Raw genomic sequence first — 19,717 nt, 5'->3', positions numbered from 1 at the left:
TCAATCGCGGAAGTTGTTGAACGACAGAGGGTGGTCGGCCAGATCCTTGCGGATCAATGCCATGGCCGCCTGCAGATCGTCACGCTTGGCTCCGGTGATGCGGACCTTTTCTTCCTGAATGGCGGCCTGCACCTTGAGTTTGCTTTCCTTCATCAGCTTCTGGATCTTCTTGGCCAGCTCGGACTCGATGCCGTTCTTGACCTTGATGAGCTGCTTGACCTTGTCGCCGCCAATCTTCTGTGCCTTCTGGATGTCCAGGAAGCGCACGTCCACATTGCGCTTGGTCAGCTTGTTGCGCAGCAGGTCTTCGACTTGCTGCAGCTGGAACTCGGCATCGCCGTACATGGTGATTTCCTTGTCCTTGAGTTCAACGGCGGCCGATGTGCCCTTGAAGTCGAAACGGGTGCCAATTTCCTTGGTGGCGTTGTCAACGGCGTTCTTCACTTCGACGAAATCGGCTTCGCAAACAGTGTCAAAAGAAGGCATGTGTAATTCCTATCAGTATCAGAGCGGTAAACAGCCACAGTGCGCCGGGCCGTGATGTGCTGCTTGCCAGCAGCAGAGCAGGCGCAGTGCGACAATTGGATGGATGTTAGTCGAGAAAAATGTTCCCCTGCAGCATTGCAACACCTTTGGCATTGCCGCGCGCGCCGAAACGTTGGTGCGCATTCGTAGCCAGGACGATATCCGCCAGTTTCTCGCCGACCCGCTATGGGGACGGCAGCCTGTGTTCGTCCTTGGCGGTGGCAGCAATGTGGTGCTCACGGGCGATGTGGCCCCCGTGGTGCTCAAGATGGAAATCATGGGCATGCGGCTGCTGCGCGAAACCGACAAGCACTGGATTGTCGAGGTAGGGGCGGGCGAGCGCTGGCATGACATGGTGGCATGGACGCTGGCCCAGGGCTATACAGGCCTTGAAAATATGGCCTTGATTCCAGGCACGGTCGGCGCGGCCCCGGTGCAGAACATCGGCGCTTACGGGCTGGAGCTGCAGGATCGCTTCGACTCTCTGGACGCGATCGATCTGGTCGCCGGCGAGCAGTTCAGCCTCAATGCTGCGCAATGCGCCTTCGGTTACCGTGACTCGGTGTTCAAGCATGCACCTGCTCAGCCCAAGTACTGGCCCGTGACGGGCTCGACGGCTGTCCCTCGCGGCCTGGGCCTCAAGGGGCGGGCGGTGATCACCCGGGTGCGACTGGCGCTACCCAAGAGCTGGCAACCGGATCTGGGCTATCTCGATCTGCAGCGCAAGCAGGCGGAGAAAGGCATAGAGCAGCCGAGCGCGCAGCAGATCTTTGAATGGGTCTGCGAGATTCGCCGTGCCAAGCTGCCGGACCCCGAAGTCATTGGCAATGCGGGCAGCTTTTTCAAGAACCCCACGGTGACGACCGAGCAATGCGCGGACATCATCGCGCGCGAGCCCAAGATTGTTCATTACCCCATGGATGACGGCTCCATCAAGCTGGCGGCCGGCTGGCTGATCGATGCCTGCGGCTGGAAAGGCAAGACCATGGGCCGGGCGGGCGTCTACGACAAGCAGGCGCTGGTACTAGTCAATCGAGGAGATCGCCACAGCATCGACGCCAGCGTGACCGGCGGCGAGGTGATGACGCTTGCCGGGGCCATCCAGACCAGCGTCTACGAGCGCTTCGGGATTCGTCTGGAACCCGAGCCGGTGGTGATCTGAGTTTGCGAGAGCCCACAAAAAATGGAGCCGGGAGGCTCCATTTTTTGATGGTGAAAAGCGCTTATTTCCAGAATGCCGGGCGCAGCAAAATGCCAGAAATACGGTAAGGAGCCTTGGGCTCGACCGCCAGTTCCATGGGCACAAAGCCCTTGGTGCAGCTCAGCAGCACGCTGGTGGCCAGAGGTGTGGGGCTCTCCATGCGGCCAACCGTCTGGCAGCTGCCGACGCCGGTGCGCACGGAGTCCAGGGCTTTCTGCACGGTGTCGATGGGGGAGTTCTTGAGGAACTCCTCGTTGAAATTGTTGGCAGCCAGCTTGGACTTGCCGTCCATGGCAGCGACAACTGCCTGCAGGCGCTTGCGCAATGCGGCGTCTGCTGCAGCGGCGTCCACGTTGGCAGGGGCTGCCTGCGCTGCGGGTGCTGCCTGCGGTGCAGCGGCCTTGGCGGCATCGGTCGCAGCCGCATCGGGCTGAGCCTGCGCCGCAGTCATGAAGCCGGCAGCAGCCAGCAGGGCGGTCAGACAAACAGCATTGCGTGTTTTGGTGGTAATCATCCGTTGAGCCTTTCGTCAAACAACGACAGGCACTGTAAACCTTCTGCAAGCTTGATTTCGATACACGGCAAACTGTTTTTTGTGAATAAATGGCAAAGACCTGATGCTGGCTGTGACGGTGGTGCGACTTTGTTGCAGCACGGATAAGCTGGGCTGTCAGGGTTACTGCTTGCCGATGAGGCTTGTGCACTGCCTAAAATCTGTTGCACTGCAATAGCTCAATTGACGACGGGGCCGACCCCAGAACATAAAGGATTTGCGATGCAAGAAAACAAAGAGGGCAAAGAGGGTGATGTCCAGGTGGGGAACCAGAGAATCATCAAGAAGTATCCCAATCGTCGCCTCTACGACACCAATACCTCTTCATACATCACGCTGGCCGAGGTCAAGCAACTGGTCATGGATAGCGAGCCGGTGGTCATCAGGGATGCCAAGACCAATGAAGACCTGACGCGTTCCATCCTGCTGCAGATCATTCTGGAGGAAGAAGCCGGTGGTGCCCCCATGTTCTCCGAGGCCATGCTGGCCAACATCATTCGCTTCTATGGGCATGCCATGCAGGGCTTCATGGGCAGCTACATCGAAAAGAATGTGCAGATGTTCACGGACTTCCAGAGCAAGCTGGCGGGGCAGCCCCAGGGTATGAACCCCGAGGCCTGGAAGCAGTTCATGAGCATGCAGCCTCAAGCCATGCAGGGTTTGATGGGCAGCTATATGGAGCAGTCCCAGAGCATGTTCACCCAGATGCAGGAGCAGATGCAAAAGCAGACAGAACAGATGCTGGGTGTGTTCGGCATCAAGCGCTGAACGAAATCTGCTTTTCCCGAGCGGGCCAATGGCCCGCTTTTTTTTGTCTGTTGCTGGCGTTTGCCTGTGCTAGTCCTAATTGACGATGCTTGCGACTGTCAATGCTCGAACAATGATTACGTTGCTTCGCAATTGCGAGTCGACAAGGAAGAAGAACGAGAAGAGAAATTCAATGACAGGTAGATGCATGGCGGATGCATCCAAGGAGACTAGGCATGAAGTTAGGAGAGGGGCCCCGTTTGCTGGTGGTCTTGGCTGCAGGTGTATTGGTTGTGGGGGCGGCCTGGGCCAAGGCGACGCCCGATGAACTGGCCAGGCTGGGCAAGTCGTTGACCTGCACGGGGGGAGAAAAAGCGGGCACAGCCAGTGGAGTGCCCGAGTTCACAGGGAAATGGCTGGGTACGCCGCCCGGCATTCAATACAACCCGCATGCTGGCCAGCACCCGGTGGACCCCTATGCCAGTGAAAAGCCGCTGCTCACTATCACGGCTGAGAATCTGGCGCAGTATGGCGAGCGCCTGAGCGAGGGGCAGAAGGCCATGTTTGCCAAATACCCCAAGACCTACCGTATCCCGGTCTATCAGGGCCACCGTGACTTCCGCTTCCCGGATGCCGTTTGCGCGGCGGCCAGAAAGAACGCCCAGGATGCCGTAATGAACGCAGACGGTCAGGGCACAACGGGTGCGGTCAAGGGTGCGCTGCCTTTCCCGTTCCCCAGAAACGGACTTGAGCTGGCCTTCAACAATCTGCTGCCCTCGCGTGCTTTCACCGAACACACGCTGCGTGACAACGCTAATGTGTTGGCCGATGGCAGCATCGTCTGGGGTCGGGCCGACAATCGCGCCTTCAGTCAGATCAACGACCCGGCCAATGCAGGTCAGCCACTGAGCAGTCCCATGTCCCAGGGCATGAATGCGGTCAAGTTGCCCGAACGTGAGAAAGGCAGCGTCAGTGTGGTGTCCGAGCCGGTTGAGTTTGGCAAGGAAAAGCGCCTGGGCTGGAGCTATGACCCCGGCACCCGTCGTGTGCGCCAGATTCCCGAGTACGGTTTCGACCAGCCTCTGTCGGGTACCGGTGGCAAGCTGACGATTGACTCCGATCGCCTGTTCAACGGCTCGCCCGAGCGCTACAACTGGAAGTCGCTGGGCAAGAGGGAAATCTATGTGCCGGCCAATGCCTTCAGGATTCACGGCAGCAACGTGAAGTATGCCGACCTGCTCAAACCCGGTCATGAAAACCCCGACTACATGCGCTACGAACTGCGCCGCGTCTGGGTGCTGGAGGCTTCGCTCAAGGACGGCTATCGCCACATGTTCGGCAGGCGCGTGCTGTTCCTCGATGAAGATACCGGCCAGGCGCTGATGAGCGATTACTACGATGCCCGCGGCCAGCTGTGGCTTCAGTCGGTGGTCAATCATTACTACGCCTTCGATGCCCGGATCTGGCATGCGGGCACCAGCTTCTATCACGATCTGAACTCTGGCGGCTATGTGGCCTACAACCTGTTCCAGGAACGCCCTCAGGGCCCTGTCTTGAACAAGGGCGATATGACTGCGGCCATGTTTACGCCCGAAGCGGCGCGTAATGCAGGCAACTAAAAGATGAATCCGGCAAACAGCCTGCGGCGTAACTTGTGCCGCTGTGGGCTTTTGCCATTCAAGCCAGGAGGCGCTTGCGCGTCCTTTTTTATGTGGCAGCAGCAATGCCCTTCCCAGGGCTTTGAAAAAAAGAGGAGACGTAGATGACAAATCGTTTGCAGGGCAAGGTGGCGTTGGTCACTGGTGGCGCCAGCGGTGTGGGTCTGGAGGTAGTGAAGCTGCTTCTTGGTGAAGGCGCCAAGGTCGCATTCAGCGATATCAATGAAGCGGCGGGGCAGCAGCTGGCGGCTGAATTGGGCGAACGCTCCATGTTTTTCCGCCATGACGTGAGCAGCGAGGCGGACTGGACGCATGTGATGGCGGCGGTGCAGCAGCGTCTGGGCACGCTCAATGTGCTTGTCAACAATGCCGGCATCCTGCTGCCTGGTGATATGGAGACGGGGCGTCTGGAGGATTTCAGCCGCCTGCTCAAGGTCAACACCGAGTCAGTCTTCATTGGTTGCCAGCAGGGCATTGCGGCGATGAAGGAGGCGGGAGGCTCGATCATCAATATGGCCTCGGTATCGAGCTGGCTGCCCATAGAGCAATACGCCGGCTATAGCGCCAGCAAGGCCGCCGTGTCGGCACTGACCCGCGCCGCTGCACTGAACTGTCGCAAGCAAGGCTATGCGATCCGCGTCAATTCCATTCATCCCGATGGCATCTATACGCCCATGACGCAGGCTGCGCTGCCAAAGGGCGTGAGCAAGGAAATGATCTTGCATGACCCCAAGCTCAACCGCGCCGGGCGCGCCTATATGCCCGAGCGCATCGCGCAGCTGGTGATGTTCCTGGCCAGCGACGAGTCCAGTGTCATGAGTGGTAGTGAGCTGCATGCCGATAACTCGATTCTGGGCATGGGTCTGTAGATGACGGCCTGATGCCGACAAGCAGCCACCAAGGTCTTGAATCATTTCAAGGCCTTTTTGTTTTGCAAGCTAGGATGACGGCTGCTGAACGACAAACAGGCATGCGTTCAAGGTTCAAATTCGCTCAAGCTTTGAGAAAGTGTTTTCATGAAATTGGGTTACACAATCGTCTACGTCCCGAATGTCCCGGCATCTCTGGAGTTCTTTGACCGGGCATTCGGGCTGCAGCGGCGTTTTCTGCATGAATCCGGAACCTACGGCGAGCTCGAGACAGGGCAGACCACGCTGGCATTTGCCGCCCATGAACTGGGCGCACTGAATTTTCCTGGAGGCCATGTCGAAGCGCACAGCTCGGCCAAGCCATTGGGTTTCGAAATCGCGCTGGTCACGGAGGATGTCGAGCAGGCCCATCGAAATGCACTGAGCGCCGGCGCTGCCGAGATGGCTGCACCGACAGCCAAGCCCTGGGGGCAGGTAGTGTCTTATCTGCGCTGCCCCGATGGCTGCGTGGTGGAGCTTTGTACGCCCATGGCTGGCTGAGCCGCAGAGATGCCTGGCCGCAGAGACGCAAGGTCCAGACCAGGTTTTCCGCACTGTTTGCCGTACCGCGAACATGCCGCGCACATTGCACGCTGGCAGAGCTTGAACGGGAATAGTTTGAGCGGGAATAGTTTGAGCGGGCAGATCTCTTTGCTGCGTGGCCCGAGAGAGCACCGAGCAGCAATGCTGCCCCGAGACGAGAAAAGCTTCACGGGCACATAGCGGCTCTGTGACGACAGTCCAGGGCGAGCCCCATCGGCAGTCCTGTCCGCGCTGAGCCGGGTCAGTATGATTTTGATAGCTGTCTACGCTTTATGGACAGGGTATTGCTTCTTTATACTCACTTTTTTTTGTGTGAACAGGGGAAGCGATGCTTGCGCGATGGTCTGGTGCTTTGGTGTTGTCGGCTTGGCTGTCAGTTTGGGGGTGTGCGCAGGCTCAGCCCAGCGAAATGGTCAATGCCGCGAAGACAGGCGATGTCGCGGCACAGTACGAGTTGGGTAAGGCCTATCTTTACGGCCAGGGCGTGCAAAAGAATGCCGACGATGGCTTGCGCTGGCTGCGTCTGGCCGCTGAGCACCATCATGCGCCGTCCCTGTATCTGCTGGGTCTGATCTATGTACTGGGTGCCGATGGTATGAAAAAGGATCCTGAGGCAGGCCTTGCATACATTCATCAGGCTGCAAACGCTGGAAATCTCGATGCGCAGAACCTGCTTGGAACTATTTATCTAAAAGGCGAAGCGGTTGAAAAGGATGCCGCAACAGGTGTCGCATGGCTGGAGCGCGCCGCGCAACAGGGCTCTGCAGCGGCACAAAATAGCCTGGGCTTCGTCTACCGCAAAGGCGAGCTGCTGGCCCAGGATTTGCAGGCCTCGTTTGGCTGGTATCTGAAGGCGGCCCAACAAGCCGATGTGCTTGCGCAGTTCACGGTGGCCGAGATGTATTACCTTGGTGAAGGCGTGCAAAAGAACCATGCCGAAGCCGCGAAATGGCTGACCCCGCTGGCAGACAAAGGCGTGCAGAAGGCCCAGTTGCTGCTGGGAAAGATTTGCTTCGAAGGCCAGGGTATGGACCCCGACTACGAGCGGGCCGTACTGCTGCTGCACGCTGCTGCCATCCGCGGCTCGGGTGAGGCTTACTATGAATTGGGCCGCCTGTTCGAACAGGGAGAGGGCGAGTATCGCAACGAAAAAGAAGCGATTGCCTATTACACCCAGGCGCTGAAGTACCAGCATGCAGCGGCGGCGCAGCGGCTGGAGCAGCTCTCCGCTTCATCGCCCAAGTCCGCGGAGTTTGCCCAGTCCATGGAATACATGGAGAACCTGAACTCTGCTCTCAAGGGCAATGTTCTGGCCCAGTACAACGTCGGCGTCTTTCAATATCTGGGCAAGGGCTTTGCGCAACCGAACTACACCGAGGCCGCCAAGTGGTTCACCATGGCAGCCAATCAAGGCTATGCCAAGGCCCAGTACAACCTGGGCACCTTGTACGAAAACGGCGAGGGGGTGGGCAAAAGTCTGTCGCAGGCGCTGAAGTGGTACCGTCTGGCCGCCGAGCAGCAGGATGCCCCGGCCCAGTATGCGTTGGGCACCTTGTACCGGGACGGTCAGGGTGTGAAGAAGAACGCCAAGCTGGCGCGTGAATGGTTGCAGCGTGCTGCCGAACAAGGCCATGCACCGGCAAAAAAGGCCCTGGCACAGCTCTGACACAGCTTTGACCTGACAAACGGGGGCCGTTTTCGCGGTCCCCGGCTGGCCCGGGCGAGGGCGAGGGCGGCTAGGCCGGCTCCGAGATCTCGATGAGGTTCAGGTCGGGGTCACGCAAATAGATGGAGCGGATTCGGGATGTGGCTCCCGTGCGCATGACGGGGCCTTCGGCGATGGGAGTCGACAACTGCTGCAGACGGGCGATGACCTCGTCCAGCGGCACGGAGGCCAGAAAGCACAGATCCAGAGCGCCGGGTACCGGCGTATGAGCCTTGGGCTCGAACTCGTTGCCCTTCACATGCAGATTGATTTTCTGCCGGCCGAACACAAAGGCCTTGCGCTCCACGGGCGGGGTGCCGCCGATGAAGGATTCCAGCCGCATGCCGAGGACTTCGGTGTAAAAGCGTATGCATTGCGCTTCATTGGCCGTGGTGAGAACCAGGTGGTCGAGGTGACTGATCATGACAAGGCTACTGTCCGGTTGTGAAAACGAGTGTGAAGGCACGCGCGCTCGGGTTGCAGGGCCGCAGCATGACCAGGGTGCAACTGGAGGCCGGCATCGCCGTTAGGGCTGCAGTCAGGGTCGATTGTGTCAGGCTGTCGCCGTTCCGTCCTGGCGCATGATCCCCTGCAAAAATGCCTGCTCTGCAAGCTGTGCCAGCGGGGCACGAGGGATGCGACCGCGGCGCTCTCCATCGATGAGTGCGATCACGGTTCCCAGCCATAACTCGGTCAGCGTTGCGGCACTGAAATCGATGCGGAACACGCCTTGCTGTTGGCCGCGCAGGAAAAAAGCGTCGACCTTGGGTTCCCAGATCGCATTTTCCTCCATGGGTTTTTCGACTTCGTTCCAGTAGTAGGTCAGGAACAGCGTGAATTCGCGATGTTCAAGATGCTTCGCATTGAGGCGCTTGAGTGCTTCGAGTACCGGGCCTTCCTCGATACGGGCTTCGTCCAGTGCTTCGTCCAGCGTGCGCAGGCTTTGCTCCAGCAGGCGCTTGATCAGCAGATCGCGCGTGGGGCAGAAGCGATAGAGCGTGGCCTTGCTGATGCCTATGGCCTTGGCCAGTTCCTGGAGTGTGGCGCGTGGGTGGTTGACCAGGGCCAGGGCCAAGGGGGGGAGGATTGCTGTGTTGTCGTGGGGGACTGTTGTCATTCGTGGCTCCGGTTGGGGCGGATACGGATGAACCTATTTTGATTCAAGCAGCGAGCCTAAAAGCTTGGGATAGCAACTTTACTTGGTATCAAAATGCCATGAATCAATATAGGTCTTAATGAATCAAATTTGATTCAAAAAATATTTTCATGCATCATGCACTTCTTTCAAGATTTGACAAGACTCAAAAGCCATGAAGAAGAACAGCCAGAATGTGCGTGCCTGGCCGGCCCTGGCCGCATTGGCGGCCGCAATGATGTTGGCCGGCTGCATCCAGTCGGAAGCGGGCAGCCCGCCTCAGGAGTTGCCGCTGGTGGATGTGGTGACCATCAAGCCCAGGGCGCTGAGCCTCAGCGCTGAACTGCCCGGGCGCATCGAGCCTGTGCGTGTGGCGGAGGTGCGTGCGCGGGTGCCGGGTATCGTGCTGAGCCGCAACTTCAAAGAGGGCTCCGATGTGAAGGCCGGCGAGGTGCTGTTCAACATCGATCCGGCACCGCTGCGCGCGGCGCTGTCGCGGGCCCGGGGCGAGCTGGCACGAGCCGAGGCCGCGCTGTCTGAAGCGCAGTCCGTGGTGCGCCGTTACGAGCCGCTGGTGGCGCAGGAAGCCGTCAGCCGCCAGGATTTCGACAGCGCCAAGGCTGCGCTGCACAGTGCCATGGCCACGCGTCAATCGGCTCAGGCCGAAGTAGAGGCGGCACGCCTGAACCTGGACTATGCGACGGTCAGAGCCCCGATTGCGGGCCGCATCGGCCGTGCGCTGGTGACCGAAGGCGCCCTGGTCGGCCAGGGGGAGGCCACACCGATGGCGGTAATACAGCAGCTTGACCCCATTTATGCCGATTTCCGTCAGACCGCAGCGCTGGCCACGCGCTTGCGTTCACAGCAGCAGGGGGCGCAGTCGCAGAGCAGTGCTTCCGTGACGCTGATGGCGGACGGTCTGGACGAGAAGCGCCAGGGTCGCATGCTGTTTTCGGATGTGACGGTGGATCGCGGCACCGGCCAGCTTGCGCTGCGTGGTGAATTTCCCAACAAGGATGGCCTGCTGTTGCCCGGCATGTATGTGCGTGTGACCCTGGGGATGGGTGAGGATCCCGCAGCCATTCTCGTGCCTCAGCGTGCGGTGCAGCGCGGCAGCGATGGAATGGCCCATGTGCTGGTGCTCGACGAGCACAACGTTGTGCAGTCCCAGAAGGTGAGCGCTGGCGCCATGTACGGATCCGAGTGGCATATCACCGAGGGCCTGAAGGAAAACGCCAGGGTGTTGGTCGGAGGCCTGGCTGCAGCCGTGCCCGGCACCAAGGTGCAGATCAGGGCTGCCGCTGCAAATGTCGCCGACGCCGTCAAAGACGCGGAAGCCACTGTAAAAAAATGAGCAATATGCGTCGCTCCTGCAAGCGCTGAATGCCAAAACGACAAGCCTTATTCAAGGATAGATAATGTCCCGGTTTTTTATTGATCGCCCCAAGCTGGCCTGGGTGGTCGCGATCTTCATCCTGCTTGCCGGCCTGCTGGCGATCCCGGTTTTGCCAGTGGCGCAGTTTCCCAACGTGGCTCCGCCGCAGATCTCCATCTCTGCAACCTATCCGGGGGCATCGGCCACCACGGTAATGGAGTCGGTGACCAGCGTCATCGAGGAGGAGCTCAATGGCACCAAGGGTCTGCTGTACTTCGACTCGTCCAGCGGCGCCACGGGTCTGGCCGAAATCACTGCCACCTTCGCGCCTGGTACCGATCCCGCGCTGGCCCAGGTCGAAGTGCAGAACCGCATCAAGAAGGCCGAGGCCAGACTGCCCGCATCGGTGATGCAGATGGGGCTGCAGGTAGAGCAGGCCAGCGCCAATTTCCTGCTGATCTATTCGCTGACCTACAAGGGCGACGACAGCGGCAAGAACGAGGTCCGCCTCTCCGACTATGCGGTGCGCAACATCAATAACGAGATCCGCCGCGTGCCCGGGGTGGGCAAGGTGCAGTACTTCGGCGCTGATGTCGCCATGCGGGTCTGGGTCGATCCGCAGAAGCTGCTGGGCTACGGCCTGTCGGTGGCGGATGTGAATGCGGCCATTGCCGCGCAGAACGCCCAGGTGCCGGCGGGCAGCTTCGGCAGCCAGCCCGGATCGTCCGAGCAGGAGCTCAGTGCCACGATTGCCGTCAAGGGAACGCTGAGTTCGCCCGAGGAGTTCGGCCAGATCGTGTTGCAGGCCAGGGCCGATGGCTCGGCCGTGCATCTGGCCGATGTGGCGCGTCTGGAAGTCGGCCAGCTCGATTACAGCTTCGCCTCGCGTGAGGACGGCCACAAAGGAGTGGCGGCCGCCGTGCAACTGGCTCCGGGTGCCAATGCCATGCAGACAGCCAAGGCGGTCAAGGCGAGGCTAGCCGAGCTGTCGCAGAACTTCCCGGACGATATTCAGTACGCCGTGCCCTACGACACCTCGCGTTTTGTGGAAGTCGCCATCGGCAAGGTGATCCAGACCCTGGTCGAGGCCGTGGTGCTGGTGTTTCTGGTGATGTGGCTGTTTCTGCAGAACCTGCGCTATACGCTGATCCCCACCATCGTGGTTCCGGTGTGTCTGGCCGGCACCCTGGCCGTGATGTATGCGCTGGGCTTCTCGGTCAATATGATGACCATGTTCGGCATGGTGCTGGCCATCGGCATTCTGGTCGACGATGCCATCGTGGTGGTGGAGAACGTGGAGCGTCTCATGGCCGAAGAGGGCCTCTCGCCGCTGGCCGCCACGGTGAAGGCCATGCAGCAGGTCTCGGGGGCCATCGTCGGCATCACGCTGGTGCTGGTGGCCGTGTTCCTGCCTCTGGCCTTCATGAGTGGCTCGGTGGGCGTGATCTACCGTCAGTTCTCGCTGTCGCTGGCGGTCTCCATCCTGTTCTCGGGCCTGCTGGCGCTGACTTTCACGCCGGCGCTGTGCGCCACGCTGCTCAAGCCTGTTGCCAAGGATCACCACGAGGAGAAGAAAGGCCTCTTTGGCTGGTTCAACCGCCACTTTGCCAAGCTGACCGAGCGCTTTTCGCTGCTCAACCAGCGTCTGGTCAGGCGCACGGGCCGCTATATGCTGATCTATGCGGCCATCGTGGGCGGGCTGGGCTTTGCCTATATGCGCATGCCCGAGTCCTTTGTGCCTTATGAAGACATGGGCTACTACATCGTCAGCGTGCAACTGCCGCCTGGTGCGACCGAAGCACGTACCGAGGCTGTGGTGCGCGACATGGAAGCCTATGTGCAAAGCCGCCCCGCCACGGCCCAGGCCGAGTTCCTCATGGGCTACAGCTTCTCGGGCATGGGGCAGAACGCGGCCATGGCCTTCGTCACGCTCAAGGACTGGTCCTTGCGCGGCAAGGGGCAGGCGTCGTGGGACGAGGTCCAGGCCTTCAACGAGCGCTTCGGCAGCTTGTCCGATGGTGCGGCCATGGCGGTGGACCCGCCCCCCATCGATGGCCTGGGCAATTCCGGCGGCTTTGCGCTGCGTCTGCAGGATCGCGCCAATCTGGGCCGGGAGGCCCTGGTTGCCGCGCGTGACGAGCTGCTGAAGAAGGCCAATGCCTCGCCGGTGATCGCTTACGCGATGATGGAAAATCTCGAGGACGCGCCGCAGCTGCGCCTGGACATAGACCGTCGCCAGGCCCAGGCCCAGGGCGTGAGCTTTGCCAGCATCAGCGCCGTGCTGTCCACGGCCTACGGCTCGGCCGTGATCAACGAGTTTCCAAATGCCGGGCGCCTGCAGCGTGTGGTGGTGCAGGCCGACAAGGCCGCGCGCATGACGCCCGAGGCCCTGCTGCGCCTGTATGTGCCCAATGCCCAGGGCGAGCAGGTGCCGCTGGCCTCGTTTGCCAGCGTGAAATGGGAGCAGGGGCCGGTGCAGATCTCGCGCTACAACGGATACCCGGCCTTCCGCATCGCGGGCGATGCCAAGCCCGGCCACACCACGGGTGAGGCCATGGCCGAGCTCGAACGCATCCTGGGCGAGATGCCGCGCGGCATAGGCTACGAGTGGACGGCGCTGTCCTATCAGGAAAAGGCCGCTGGCGCACAGGCTCCCAAGCTGTTTGCGCTGGCCATCGTGGTGGTGTTTCTGCTGCTCGTGGCCCTGTACGAAAGCTGGAGCATTCCAGCCGCCGTGATGCTGATCGTGCCCATCGGCGCGCTGGGATCGGTGCTGGCCACTTCGGGGCTGGGTCTCTCGAACGACGTGTATTTCAAGGTCGGCCTGATCACCATCATCGGCCTGGCTGCCAAGAACGCCATCCTGATCGTGGAGTTCGCCAAGGACCTGCACGAGCGCGGCCATTCGCTGGCGGAGGCGGCATTGCAGGCAGCCCGTTTGCGCTTCCGTCCCATCGTGATGACTTCGCTGGCCTTCATCCTCGGGGTGGTGCCGCTGGCACTGGCCACCGGGGCGGGAGCCTCCAGCCAGGCCGCCATCGGCGTCGGCGTGATCGGCGGCATGCTCAGCGCCACCTTGCTGGGCGTGCTGTTCGTGCCCATCTTCTTTGTCTTCGTGCTCTCTTTGCGGCGCAAGCGCCGCGCAGTGCCGGAGGAAAAAAACACAGACTCCGAAGGAGAACCCGCATGAACGGACGAAACCCCATGCGTGCCGCAGCGCTGACGCTGATTGCTGCGGTGCTCTCCGGCTGCTCTTTTGCGCCGACCTATGACAGGCCTGCTGCGCCCATTCCCGGCACCTGGAGCGCGGCATCATCGGCCTCGACGGCATCGGTGCAGAGCTTGCACTGGAAGGAGTTCGTGATCGATGAGCGCCTGCGCTCGCGTATCGAAACGGCGCTGGCCAACAACCGCGATCTGCGTCAGACACTGCTCAATGTACAGACTGCTCGCGCGGCCTATCGCGTGCAGCGTGCAGACCAGCTGCCCGGTCTGGAGGCGCAGGCTGGCGGCACCCGCCAGCGCATGCCCGCCGACCTGAGCGGCACAGGAGCGGCCAGGGTGCAGAGCAACTATCAGGCGGGCGCCGGGCTGATGGCTTTCGAGCTCGATCTCTTCGGCCGTGTGCGCTCGCTGTCCGAGGCTGCGCTCATGGAGTATCTGGCCACCGAGGAGGCTGCGCGCAGCGTGCAGATCAGTCTGATCGCAGAAGTGATCCAGGCCTCGCTGGCCCAGGACAGCGCACGGCAGCGCCATACCCTGGCGCTGCGCACCTTGCAGGCGCGCGAGAAGGAATGGCAGCTGATGAGCGAGCGCAGAAAGGTCGGCACGGCAAGCCGTCTGGACGAGCAGGAGGCGCAAGGGCTGCTTGAGCTGGCGCGCGCCGAAGTCGAGCGCTTCGAGCGCGAGCTGCGCCAGGCTTCAAACGCACTGGACTGGCTGGTGGGCGATGGCTCGGTGCAGGCAGTCGTGGAGTTGAATGCCAGACCCATGGTGCAGGAGATTGGAGCCGGTCTGCCGTCCGAGCTGCTGGTGCTGCGCCCCGATATCCGAGCTGCCGAATATCAGCTGCGCTCACGCAATGCAAGCATTGGCGCGGCGCGGGCAGCGTTCTTTCCGCGCATCTCGCTCACGGGCTCCTATGGCTCGGCCAGTGCCGAGCTCTCCGATCTGTTTGCCGGCGGCCAGCGCTCCTGGTCCTTCATGCCGCAGCTGAGCCTGCCGATTTTTGATGGAGGCCGCAACCGCGCCAATCTGGAAATCGCGCAGCTGCGCAAGGACATGGCGGTAGCCAGCTACGAGCGCAGCATCCAGACGGCGTTTCGTGAAGTCAGCGATGCACTGGCCTCCGTGGAGACGCTGAGGCGCGAGGAGCTGGCTCGCCAGCGTCTGGTGCAGACCAGCGCGAATACGCTCAAGCTTGCCGAGCTGCGCTATCGCGCGGGGGTGGACAGTCATTTGCGCTATCTGGATGCGCAGCGCACCGATTTTGCGCAACAGATGGCTCTGATCGAGGTCAGCGCGCAGCGGCAGATGGCGCTGGCCACGCTGTTCAAGGCCTTGGGTGGCGGCTGGGGGCGAGCAGCGGGTTGAGTGTGGCCGGGCTTGTCGCCCGGCAACCCGCTTCACGCGAGCTCGCCAGGCGGGCCCGGCCGCCCGGAGCCATCCGGCGGTGCAGGCGAGAGAGCCAAGGACGCAGTCCTGGCTCTTTTTTTTGCGCGTGGGCGGCGGCAAGAGCAGCCTGTTGGCTCGCAAGACCATGCAGTCCCTCGCACTCGCCGTCGCCAGGCTGGATGCGCGTGGTGCCCATGCTGCGCCGTGAATTCAATTCGCATCACGCTCGAATGCGGTAAAAAGAAAAAAGGCCTTGAATTGCTTCAAGGCCTTTTATCATTTGGCGGAGCAGGCGGGATTCGAACCCGCGGTGGGCTATTAACCCACACACGCTTTCCAGGCGTGCGACTTAAACCACTCATCCACCGCTCCACAGCGATCCCAAAATACTTCATTTCTGAAGTAAAAAACCAAGTGTGGTCGACTTGATTTTTAAATCTGGCGGAGCAGGCGGGATTCGAACCCGCGGTGGGCTATTAACCCACACACGCTTTCCAGGCGTGCGACTTAAACCACTCATCCACCGCTCCGTGTGATGAAGCCGCTATTCTAACCAGAAATTTCGACCTCAAAATGAAAGTGCAGAAAGTTCTTTTCTGCACGGTGCCTGAAGCGAGCAGGCTCAGGCGCTCTTGCCCACCTGGACCATCTTCATGGCGGAAGCAATCAGGCCGGAGACCTCGGTCATGTTCGCAGGAATGACCAAAGTGGTGTTGGCGTCCGCAGCCACCTTGCTGTAGGCCTCCACGGCACTTTCAGCCACCTTGAGCTGAACGGCCTGCTCGCCACCGGGCTGGCGGATGGCCGTGGCCACGCGCTCCAGCGCCTGTCCGGTCGCTTCGGCCACGGTGGTGATGGCGGAAGCCTCACCCTGGGCCTTGTTGATGGCGGCTTGCTTCTCGCCCTCGGAGCGGGCGATGAAAGCTTCGCGCTCGCCGGTGGCGATGTTGATCTGTTCCTGGCGTCGACCTTCGGAAGCGGCGATCAAGGCGCGCTTTTCGCGCTCGGCCGTGATCTGGGCCTGCATGGCGCGCAGAATTTCAGCGGGCGGTGTCAGGTCCTTGATTTCATAGCGCAGCACCTTCACGCCCCAGTTCAGCGCAGCCTCGTCGATGGCATTGACGACCTGGGCATTGATCATGTCGCGTTCCTCGAAGGTCTTGTCCAGCTCCAGCTTGCCGATCACGCTGCGCAGCGAGGTCTGGGCGAGCTGGGTCACGGCCATGATGTAGTTGGACGAACCATAGCTGGCGCGCATGGGGTCGGTGACCTGGAAGTAGAGAATGCCGTCCACGGTCAGTTGCGTGTTGTCACGCGTGATGCAGACCTGGCTGGGCACGTCCAGGGGAATTTCCTTGAGGCTGTGCTTGTAGGCGATGCGGTCCACGAACGGGATCAGAAAATTCAGGCCGGGTGTGAGCGTGCCTGCATATTTGCCCAGACGCTCCTTGACCCATGCATGCTGCTGGGGGACCACCTTGATCGAGCGGACGATGAAGATGACGGCAATGATGGCGATGGCGAGAGGGACTGCGTAATCCATATTGTCTCCAGCCCTTGTGGGGCGTTGGTGTAAAGAAAGAGTGCGAGGCGTTCCAGCGCCCAGCATAACCATGCCGGGGCTGGCCGCTGATCAGACCTTGTCAACCAGCAGGCGGTTGCCGATGACTTCGGCCACGCGGTGCGTGCCGGGAATGGACAGGGTGCCCTGGCGCCCCACGACGGTCCAGGTGGCGCCGCGATAGCGGACCTGGGCCGTGCCGTCAGTGTTCCACTGCTCCACGACCACGGTTTCGCCCACATCCATGTTGACATCGCGATTGCTGGAGGCGGGCTGTCTGCGCGGGCTGCGCTTGCGCAGCAGATAGCAGACGAGGACGGCGCCCGAACCCAGCAGCGCCGCGGCGACGATCTGGCTGCTGGTGCTCATGCCGAAATGAGCGCACAGTGCACCGGCAATGGCACCCAGAGCCAGCATGAGGAGATAGAAAGTGCCAGTCAACAGCTCCGCAATGACCAGCAAACCGACAAGCAACCACCATGCGGTGGAGTGATCCATATCTGAACTCCTGTTAGGGGCTGTATTTAGTGCACCACATTCTGGGTTAAAAACAGCCTGTTTCAAAGCCGCAATAAGGATATTCCTTACACTTCGCGGCTGTTTCGTTTTTTAGGCCTGTTTGGTACGGAGGCTGTTCATGAAGTTTCGCTTTCCCATCGTCATCATCGACGAGGACTATCGTTCCGAGAACACCTCGGGACTGGGTATCCGCGCCCTGGCTCAAGCCATTGAAGAAGAGGGCTTTGAAGTCCTGGGCGTGACCAGTTATGGCGATCTGTCGCAGTTCGCCCAGCAGCAAAGCCGGGCCAGTGCCTTTATCTTGTCGATCGACGACGAGGAATTCCAGCTCGGCGGCGACAAGGACCCCATCATTCACAGCCTGCGCGACTTCATCGGTGAAGTGCGCCGCAAGAATGAAGAGGTGCCCATCTACATTTACGGCGAGACCAAGACCAGCCGTCACCTGCCCAACGACATTCTGCGTGAGCTGCATGGCTTCATTCACATGTTCGAGGATACACCCGAGTTCGTGGCCAAGCACATCATCCGCGAAGCCAAGAGCTATCTGGAGAGCGTGCAGCCTCCGTTCTTCAAGGCGCTGCTGGACTACGCCGAGGACGGCTCCTACAGCTGGCACTGCCCCGGTCACTCGGGCGGCGTGGCCTTTCTCAAGAGCCCCGTGGGCCAGATGTATCACCAGTTCTACGGTGAGAACATGCTGCGCGCCGACGTCTGCAATGCCGTGGAGGAGCTGGGCCAGCTGCTGGATCACAATGGCGCCATCGGCGAGTCCGAGCGCAATGCCGCGCGCATCTTCAATGCCGATCACTGCTACTTTGTGACCAATGGCACATCGACCTCCAACAAGATCGTCTGGCACCACACCGTGGCACCCGGCGATGTGGTGGTGGTGGACCGCAACTGCCACAAGTCCATCCTGCACTCCATCATCATGACGGGTGCGATTCCGGTGTTCCTCAAGCCCACGCGCAATCACTTCGGCATCATCGGCCCGATTCCGCAAAGCGAGTTCAGCGTGGAGTCGATTCAGGCCAAGATTGCCGCCAACCCGCTGCTCAAGGGCGTGGACGCCAAGGCCGTCAAGCCCCGCGTGCTGACGCTGACGCAGTCCACCTACGACGGCGTGCTCTACAACACCGAGACCATCAAGGGCATGCTGGACGGCTATGTGGCCAATCTGCACTTCGATGAAGCCTGGCTGCCCCACGCTGCCTTCCATCCCTTCTACGGCAGCTATCACGCCATGGGCAAGAAGCGCAAGCGCCCGATGCACTCGGTGGTCTATGCCACGCAGTCCATCCACAAGCTGCTTGCCGGCATCAGCCAGGCCTCGCATGTGCTGGTGCAGGACAGCCAGACCGAGAAGCTGGATCACCCGCTGTTCAACGAGGCGTATCTGATGCACACCTCGACCAGCCCCCAGTACAGCATCATTGCCAGCTGCGACGTGGCTGCTGCCATGATGGAGCCGCCCGGCGGCACGGCGCTGGTGGAAGAGTCCATCGTCGAGGCGCTGGACTTCCGCCGTGCCATGCGCAAGGTGGAAGACGAGTTCGGCGACGACGACTGGTGGTTCGAGGTCTGGGGCCCTGAAGCCCTGGCCGAGGAAGGCGTGGGCACGGCCCAGGACTGGATCATCCGCGGTACGGACGCATCGACCAAGACCCGCTCCAAGAAGAACGGCAAGGAGTTCGACAACTGGCACGGCTTTGGCGATCTGGCCGACGGCTTCAATATGCTGGACCCCATCAAGTCCACCATTGTCACGCCCGGCCTGGACCTGGACGGCGACTTTGCCGACACCGGCATTCCGGCCTCCATCGTCACCAAGTACCTGGCCGAGCATGGCGTGGTGGTCGAGAAGACCGGCCTGTATTCCTTCTTCATCATGTTCACCATCGGCATCACCAAGGGCCGCTGGAACACCATGCTGACGGCGCTGCAGCAGTTCAAGGACGACTACGACCGCAACCAGCCGCTGGCGCGCATCCTGCCCGAGTTCTGCCAGCAGCACCGCCGCTACGAGCGCATGGGCCTCAAGGACCTGTGCCAGCACGTGCACGAGCTGTATGCCAAGTACGATATTGCACGCCTGACGACCGAGATGTATCTGTCGGATCTCAAGCCCACGATGAAGCCCTCGGATGCCTATGCGCATATCGCGCAGCGCAGGACCGAGCGTGTGGAAATCGACCATCTGGTCGGCCGCACCACCGTGGGTCTGGTCACGCCTTACCCACCCGGAATTCCGCTCCTGATTCCCGGTGAAGTCTTCAACAAGAAGATCGTGGACTACCTGGTGTTCGCGCGCGAATTCGCCAAGGAGTGCCCGGGCTTCGAGACCGATATCCACGGTCTGGTGGAGCTGGAAGACGAAAACGGCGAAATCCGCTACTACGCGGACTGCGTGGCCGAGCAAAGCGTCAAGGCTGTGGCTGTGAAGAAGGCGGCTGCGGTGAAGAAGCCCGCGGCCAAGAAGGCGGCAGCCAAGAAGACGGCTGCGGCGCCCGAAGCCACGACAGTTGCCAAGACGCCTGCCCAAAAGCGGGTAACAAAGCCGGCAACAAAGGCAGCAGCCAAGTCCACCGCGAAGCCTGCAGTGAAGGCTGCGGCCAAAACGGCAAGGAAGGCTGCATAAGCCTTGGCTTTTGCAAGGTCGGGGCGATCCCG

The 19,717-nt window shown here is 60.9% G+C and carries 16 protein-coding genes and 2 tRNA genes; 10 read left to right on the top strand and 8 right to left on the bottom strand.

Translation table 11 applies throughout. The annotated features are described in order from the left end of the window. Positions 1 to 486 (bottom strand): YajQ family cyclic di-GMP-binding protein, encoded by a 486-nt coding sequence (locus QYQ99_RS02505; RefSeq protein WP_302091278.1) that lies wholly within the window; start codon positions 484 to 486, stop codon positions 1 to 3. Positions 487 to 589: 103 nt separating this feature from the next. On the opposite strand from QYQ99_RS02505, the gene murB reads away from it, so the two are divergent. Then, positions 590 to 1,687: a UDP-N-acetylmuramate dehydrogenase gene (gene murB, locus QYQ99_RS02500; RefSeq protein WP_302091277.1), complete on the top strand. Its 1,098-nt coding sequence runs from the start codon at positions 590 to 592 to the stop codon at positions 1,685 to 1,687. A gap of 61 nt (positions 1,688 to 1,748) precedes the next feature. Here the strand turns inward: murB and QYQ99_RS02495 are convergent, their stop codons facing one another. Continuing rightward, a complete protein-coding gene (locus tag QYQ99_RS02495; RefSeq protein ID WP_302091276.1) occupies positions 1,749 to 2,240 on the bottom strand; it encodes a hypothetical protein in 492 nt (163 codons plus the stop codon). Between the two features lie 261 nt (positions 2,241 to 2,501). On the opposite strand from QYQ99_RS02495, the gene phaR reads away from it, so the two are divergent. The 5 genes from phaR (at position 2,502) to QYQ99_RS02470 (ending at position 7,801) form a co-directional block, all read left to right on the top strand. Continuing rightward, positions 2,502 to 3,047: a polyhydroxyalkanoate synthesis repressor PhaR gene (gene phaR, locus QYQ99_RS02490; protein WP_302091275.1), complete on the top strand. Its 546-nt coding sequence runs from the start codon at positions 2,502 to 2,504 to the stop codon at positions 3,045 to 3,047. A gap of 215 nt (positions 3,048 to 3,262) precedes the next feature. Continuing rightward, positions 3,263 to 4,645 carry a DUF1329 domain-containing protein gene (locus tag QYQ99_RS02485; protein ID WP_302091274.1) on the top strand — a complete coding sequence of 461 codons (1,383 nt, stop codon included), beginning with the start codon at positions 3,263 to 3,265 and terminating at the stop codon, positions 4,643 to 4,645. A 143-nt stretch (positions 4,646 to 4,788) separates the two neighbouring features. Continuing rightward, the gene (locus QYQ99_RS02480) at positions 4,789 to 5,553 is read left to right on the top strand and encodes an SDR family oxidoreductase (protein ID WP_302091273.1); all 765 of its coding nucleotides are present in this window, start codon (positions 4,789 to 4,791) and stop codon (positions 5,551 to 5,553) included. A 147-nt stretch (positions 5,554 to 5,700) separates the two neighbouring features. Then, entirely contained in the window at positions 5,701 to 6,093 is a 393-nt protein-coding gene (locus QYQ99_RS02475; RefSeq protein ID WP_302091272.1) for a VOC family protein, read from the top strand. A gap of 451 nt (positions 6,094 to 6,544) precedes the next feature. After that, positions 6,545 to 7,801 carry a tetratricopeptide repeat protein gene (locus QYQ99_RS02470; RefSeq protein WP_302091271.1) on the top strand — a complete coding sequence of 419 codons (1,257 nt, stop codon included), beginning with the start codon at positions 6,545 to 6,547 and terminating at the stop codon, positions 7,799 to 7,801. A 70-nt stretch (positions 7,802 to 7,871) separates the two neighbouring features. On the opposite strand, the gene QYQ99_RS02465 is transcribed toward QYQ99_RS02470, so the two are convergent. Both QYQ99_RS02465 and QYQ99_RS02460 read right to left on the bottom strand, forming a co-directional pair. Continuing rightward, a complete protein-coding gene (locus QYQ99_RS02465) occupies positions 7,872 to 8,264 on the bottom strand; it encodes a VOC family protein (RefSeq protein ID WP_302091270.1) in 393 nt (130 codons plus the stop codon). Between the two features lie 129 nt (positions 8,265 to 8,393). Then, positions 8,394 to 8,957 carry a TetR/AcrR family transcriptional regulator gene (locus QYQ99_RS02460; RefSeq protein WP_302091269.1) on the bottom strand — a complete coding sequence of 188 codons (564 nt, stop codon included), beginning with the start codon at positions 8,955 to 8,957 and terminating at the stop codon, positions 8,394 to 8,396. Positions 8,958 to 9,150: 193 nt separating this feature from the next. On the opposite strand from QYQ99_RS02460, the gene QYQ99_RS02455 reads away from it, so the two are divergent. The 3 genes from QYQ99_RS02455 to QYQ99_RS02445 all read left to right on the top strand — a co-directional run bounded on the left by QYQ99_RS02455 (position 9,151) and on the right by QYQ99_RS02445 (position 14,943). Continuing rightward, positions 9,151 to 10,329 carry an efflux RND transporter periplasmic adaptor subunit gene (locus QYQ99_RS02455; RefSeq protein WP_302091268.1) on the top strand — a complete coding sequence of 393 codons (1,179 nt, stop codon included), beginning with the start codon at positions 9,151 to 9,153 and terminating at the stop codon, positions 10,327 to 10,329. A gap of 64 nt (positions 10,330 to 10,393) precedes the next feature. Next, positions 10,394 to 13,540: an efflux RND transporter permease subunit gene (locus QYQ99_RS02450; protein ID WP_302091267.1), complete on the top strand. Its 3,147-nt coding sequence runs from the start codon at positions 10,394 to 10,396 to the stop codon at positions 13,538 to 13,540. Continuing rightward, on the top strand, positions 13,537 to 14,943 hold the full coding sequence (locus tag QYQ99_RS02445; RefSeq protein WP_302091266.1) for an efflux transporter outer membrane subunit: 1,407 nt from the start codon (positions 13,537 to 13,539) through the stop codon (positions 14,941 to 14,943). Before QYQ99_RS02450 ends, QYQ99_RS02445 begins: the two co-directional genes overlap by 4 nt. A gap of 302 nt (positions 14,944 to 15,245) precedes the next feature. Here QYQ99_RS02445 and QYQ99_RS02440 read toward each other — a convergent pair. The 4 genes from QYQ99_RS02440 to QYQ99_RS02425 form a co-directional block, all read right to left on the bottom strand. Next, positions 15,246 to 15,336, bottom strand: a tRNA-Ser gene (locus tag QYQ99_RS02440). 67 nt (positions 15,337 to 15,403) lie between these two features. Beyond that, positions 15,404 to 15,494: transfer RNA gene (locus QYQ99_RS02435), tRNA-Ser, on the bottom strand. Positions 15,495 to 15,586: 92 nt separating this feature from the next. Next, positions 15,587 to 16,507: an SPFH domain-containing protein gene (locus QYQ99_RS02430; RefSeq protein ID WP_302091265.1), complete on the bottom strand. Its 921-nt coding sequence runs from the start codon at positions 16,505 to 16,507 to the stop codon at positions 15,587 to 15,589. A gap of 90 nt (positions 16,508 to 16,597) precedes the next feature. Continuing rightward, positions 16,598 to 17,023 (bottom strand): NfeD family protein, encoded by a 426-nt coding sequence (locus QYQ99_RS02425; protein WP_302091264.1) that lies wholly within the window; start codon positions 17,021 to 17,023, stop codon positions 16,598 to 16,600. A gap of 139 nt (positions 17,024 to 17,162) precedes the next feature. Here QYQ99_RS02425 and QYQ99_RS02420 point away from each other — a divergent pair, with 139 nt between their 5' ends. Further along, positions 17,163 to 19,685 carry an arginine/lysine/ornithine decarboxylase gene (locus tag QYQ99_RS02420; protein WP_302091263.1) on the top strand — a complete coding sequence of 841 codons (2,523 nt, stop codon included), beginning with the start codon at positions 17,163 to 17,165 and terminating at the stop codon, positions 19,683 to 19,685. Positions 19,686 to 19,717 lie beyond the last annotated feature (32 nt).

The organism is Comamonas testosteroni, assembly GCF_030505195.1.
Lineage (GTDB): Bacteria > Pseudomonadota > Gammaproteobacteria > Burkholderiales > Burkholderiaceae_C > Comamonas > Comamonas testosteroni_G.
This window is presented reverse-complemented; position numbering and strand designations above follow the sequence as displayed.

What these genes read in the sequence shown, in the direction of transcription:
- QYQ99_RS02495 (WP_302091276.1), bottom strand. Translation starts at nt 2,240, where the DNA reads ATGATTACCACCAAAACACGCAATGCTGTTTGTCTGACCGCCCTGCTG.
- QYQ99_RS02455 (WP_302091268.1), top strand. Translation starts at nt 9,151, where the DNA reads ATGAAGAAGAACAGCCAGAATGTGCGTGCCTGGCCGGCCCTGGCCGCA.
- phaR (WP_302091275.1), top strand. Translation starts at nt 2,502, where the DNA reads ATGCAAGAAAACAAAGAGGGCAAAGAGGGTGATGTCCAGGTGGGGAAC.
- QYQ99_RS02485 (WP_302091274.1), top strand. Translation starts at nt 3,263, where the DNA reads ATGAAGTTAGGAGAGGGGCCCCGTTTGCTGGTGGTCTTGGCTGCAGGT.
- QYQ99_RS02445 (WP_302091266.1), top strand. Translation starts at nt 13,537, where the DNA reads ATGAACGGACGAAACCCCATGCGTGCCGCAGCGCTGACGCTGATTGCT.
- QYQ99_RS02425 (WP_302091264.1), bottom strand. Translation starts at nt 17,023, where the DNA reads ATGGATCACTCCACCGCATGGTGGTTGCTTGTCGGTTTGCTGGTCATT.
- murB (WP_302091277.1), top strand. Translation starts at nt 590, where the DNA reads ATGTTAGTCGAGAAAAATGTTCCCCTGCAGCATTGCAACACCTTTGGC.
- QYQ99_RS02480 (WP_302091273.1), top strand. Translation starts at nt 4,789, where the DNA reads ATGACAAATCGTTTGCAGGGCAAGGTGGCGTTGGTCACTGGTGGCGCC.
- QYQ99_RS02505 (WP_302091278.1), bottom strand. Translation starts at nt 486, where the DNA reads ATGCCTTCTTTTGACACTGTTTGCGAAGCCGATTTCGTCGAAGTGAAG.
- QYQ99_RS02460 (WP_302091269.1), bottom strand. Translation starts at nt 8,957, where the DNA reads ATGACAACAGTCCCCCACGACAACACAGCAATCCTCCCCCCCTTGGCC.
- QYQ99_RS02430 (WP_302091265.1), bottom strand. Translation starts at nt 16,507, where the DNA reads ATGGATTACGCAGTCCCTCTCGCCATCGCCATCATTGCCGTCATCTTC.
- QYQ99_RS02475 (WP_302091272.1), top strand. Translation starts at nt 5,701, where the DNA reads ATGAAATTGGGTTACACAATCGTCTACGTCCCGAATGTCCCGGCATCT.
- QYQ99_RS02470 (WP_302091271.1), top strand. Translation starts at nt 6,545, where the DNA reads ATGGTCAATGCCGCGAAGACAGGCGATGTCGCGGCACAGTACGAGTTG.
- QYQ99_RS02420 (WP_302091263.1), top strand. Translation starts at nt 17,163, where the DNA reads ATGAAGTTTCGCTTTCCCATCGTCATCATCGACGAGGACTATCGTTCC.
- QYQ99_RS02450 (WP_302091267.1), top strand. Translation starts at nt 10,394, where the DNA reads ATGTCCCGGTTTTTTATTGATCGCCCCAAGCTGGCCTGGGTGGTCGCG.
- QYQ99_RS02465 (WP_302091270.1), bottom strand. Translation starts at nt 8,264, where the DNA reads ATGATCAGTCACCTCGACCACCTGGTTCTCACCACGGCCAATGAAGCG.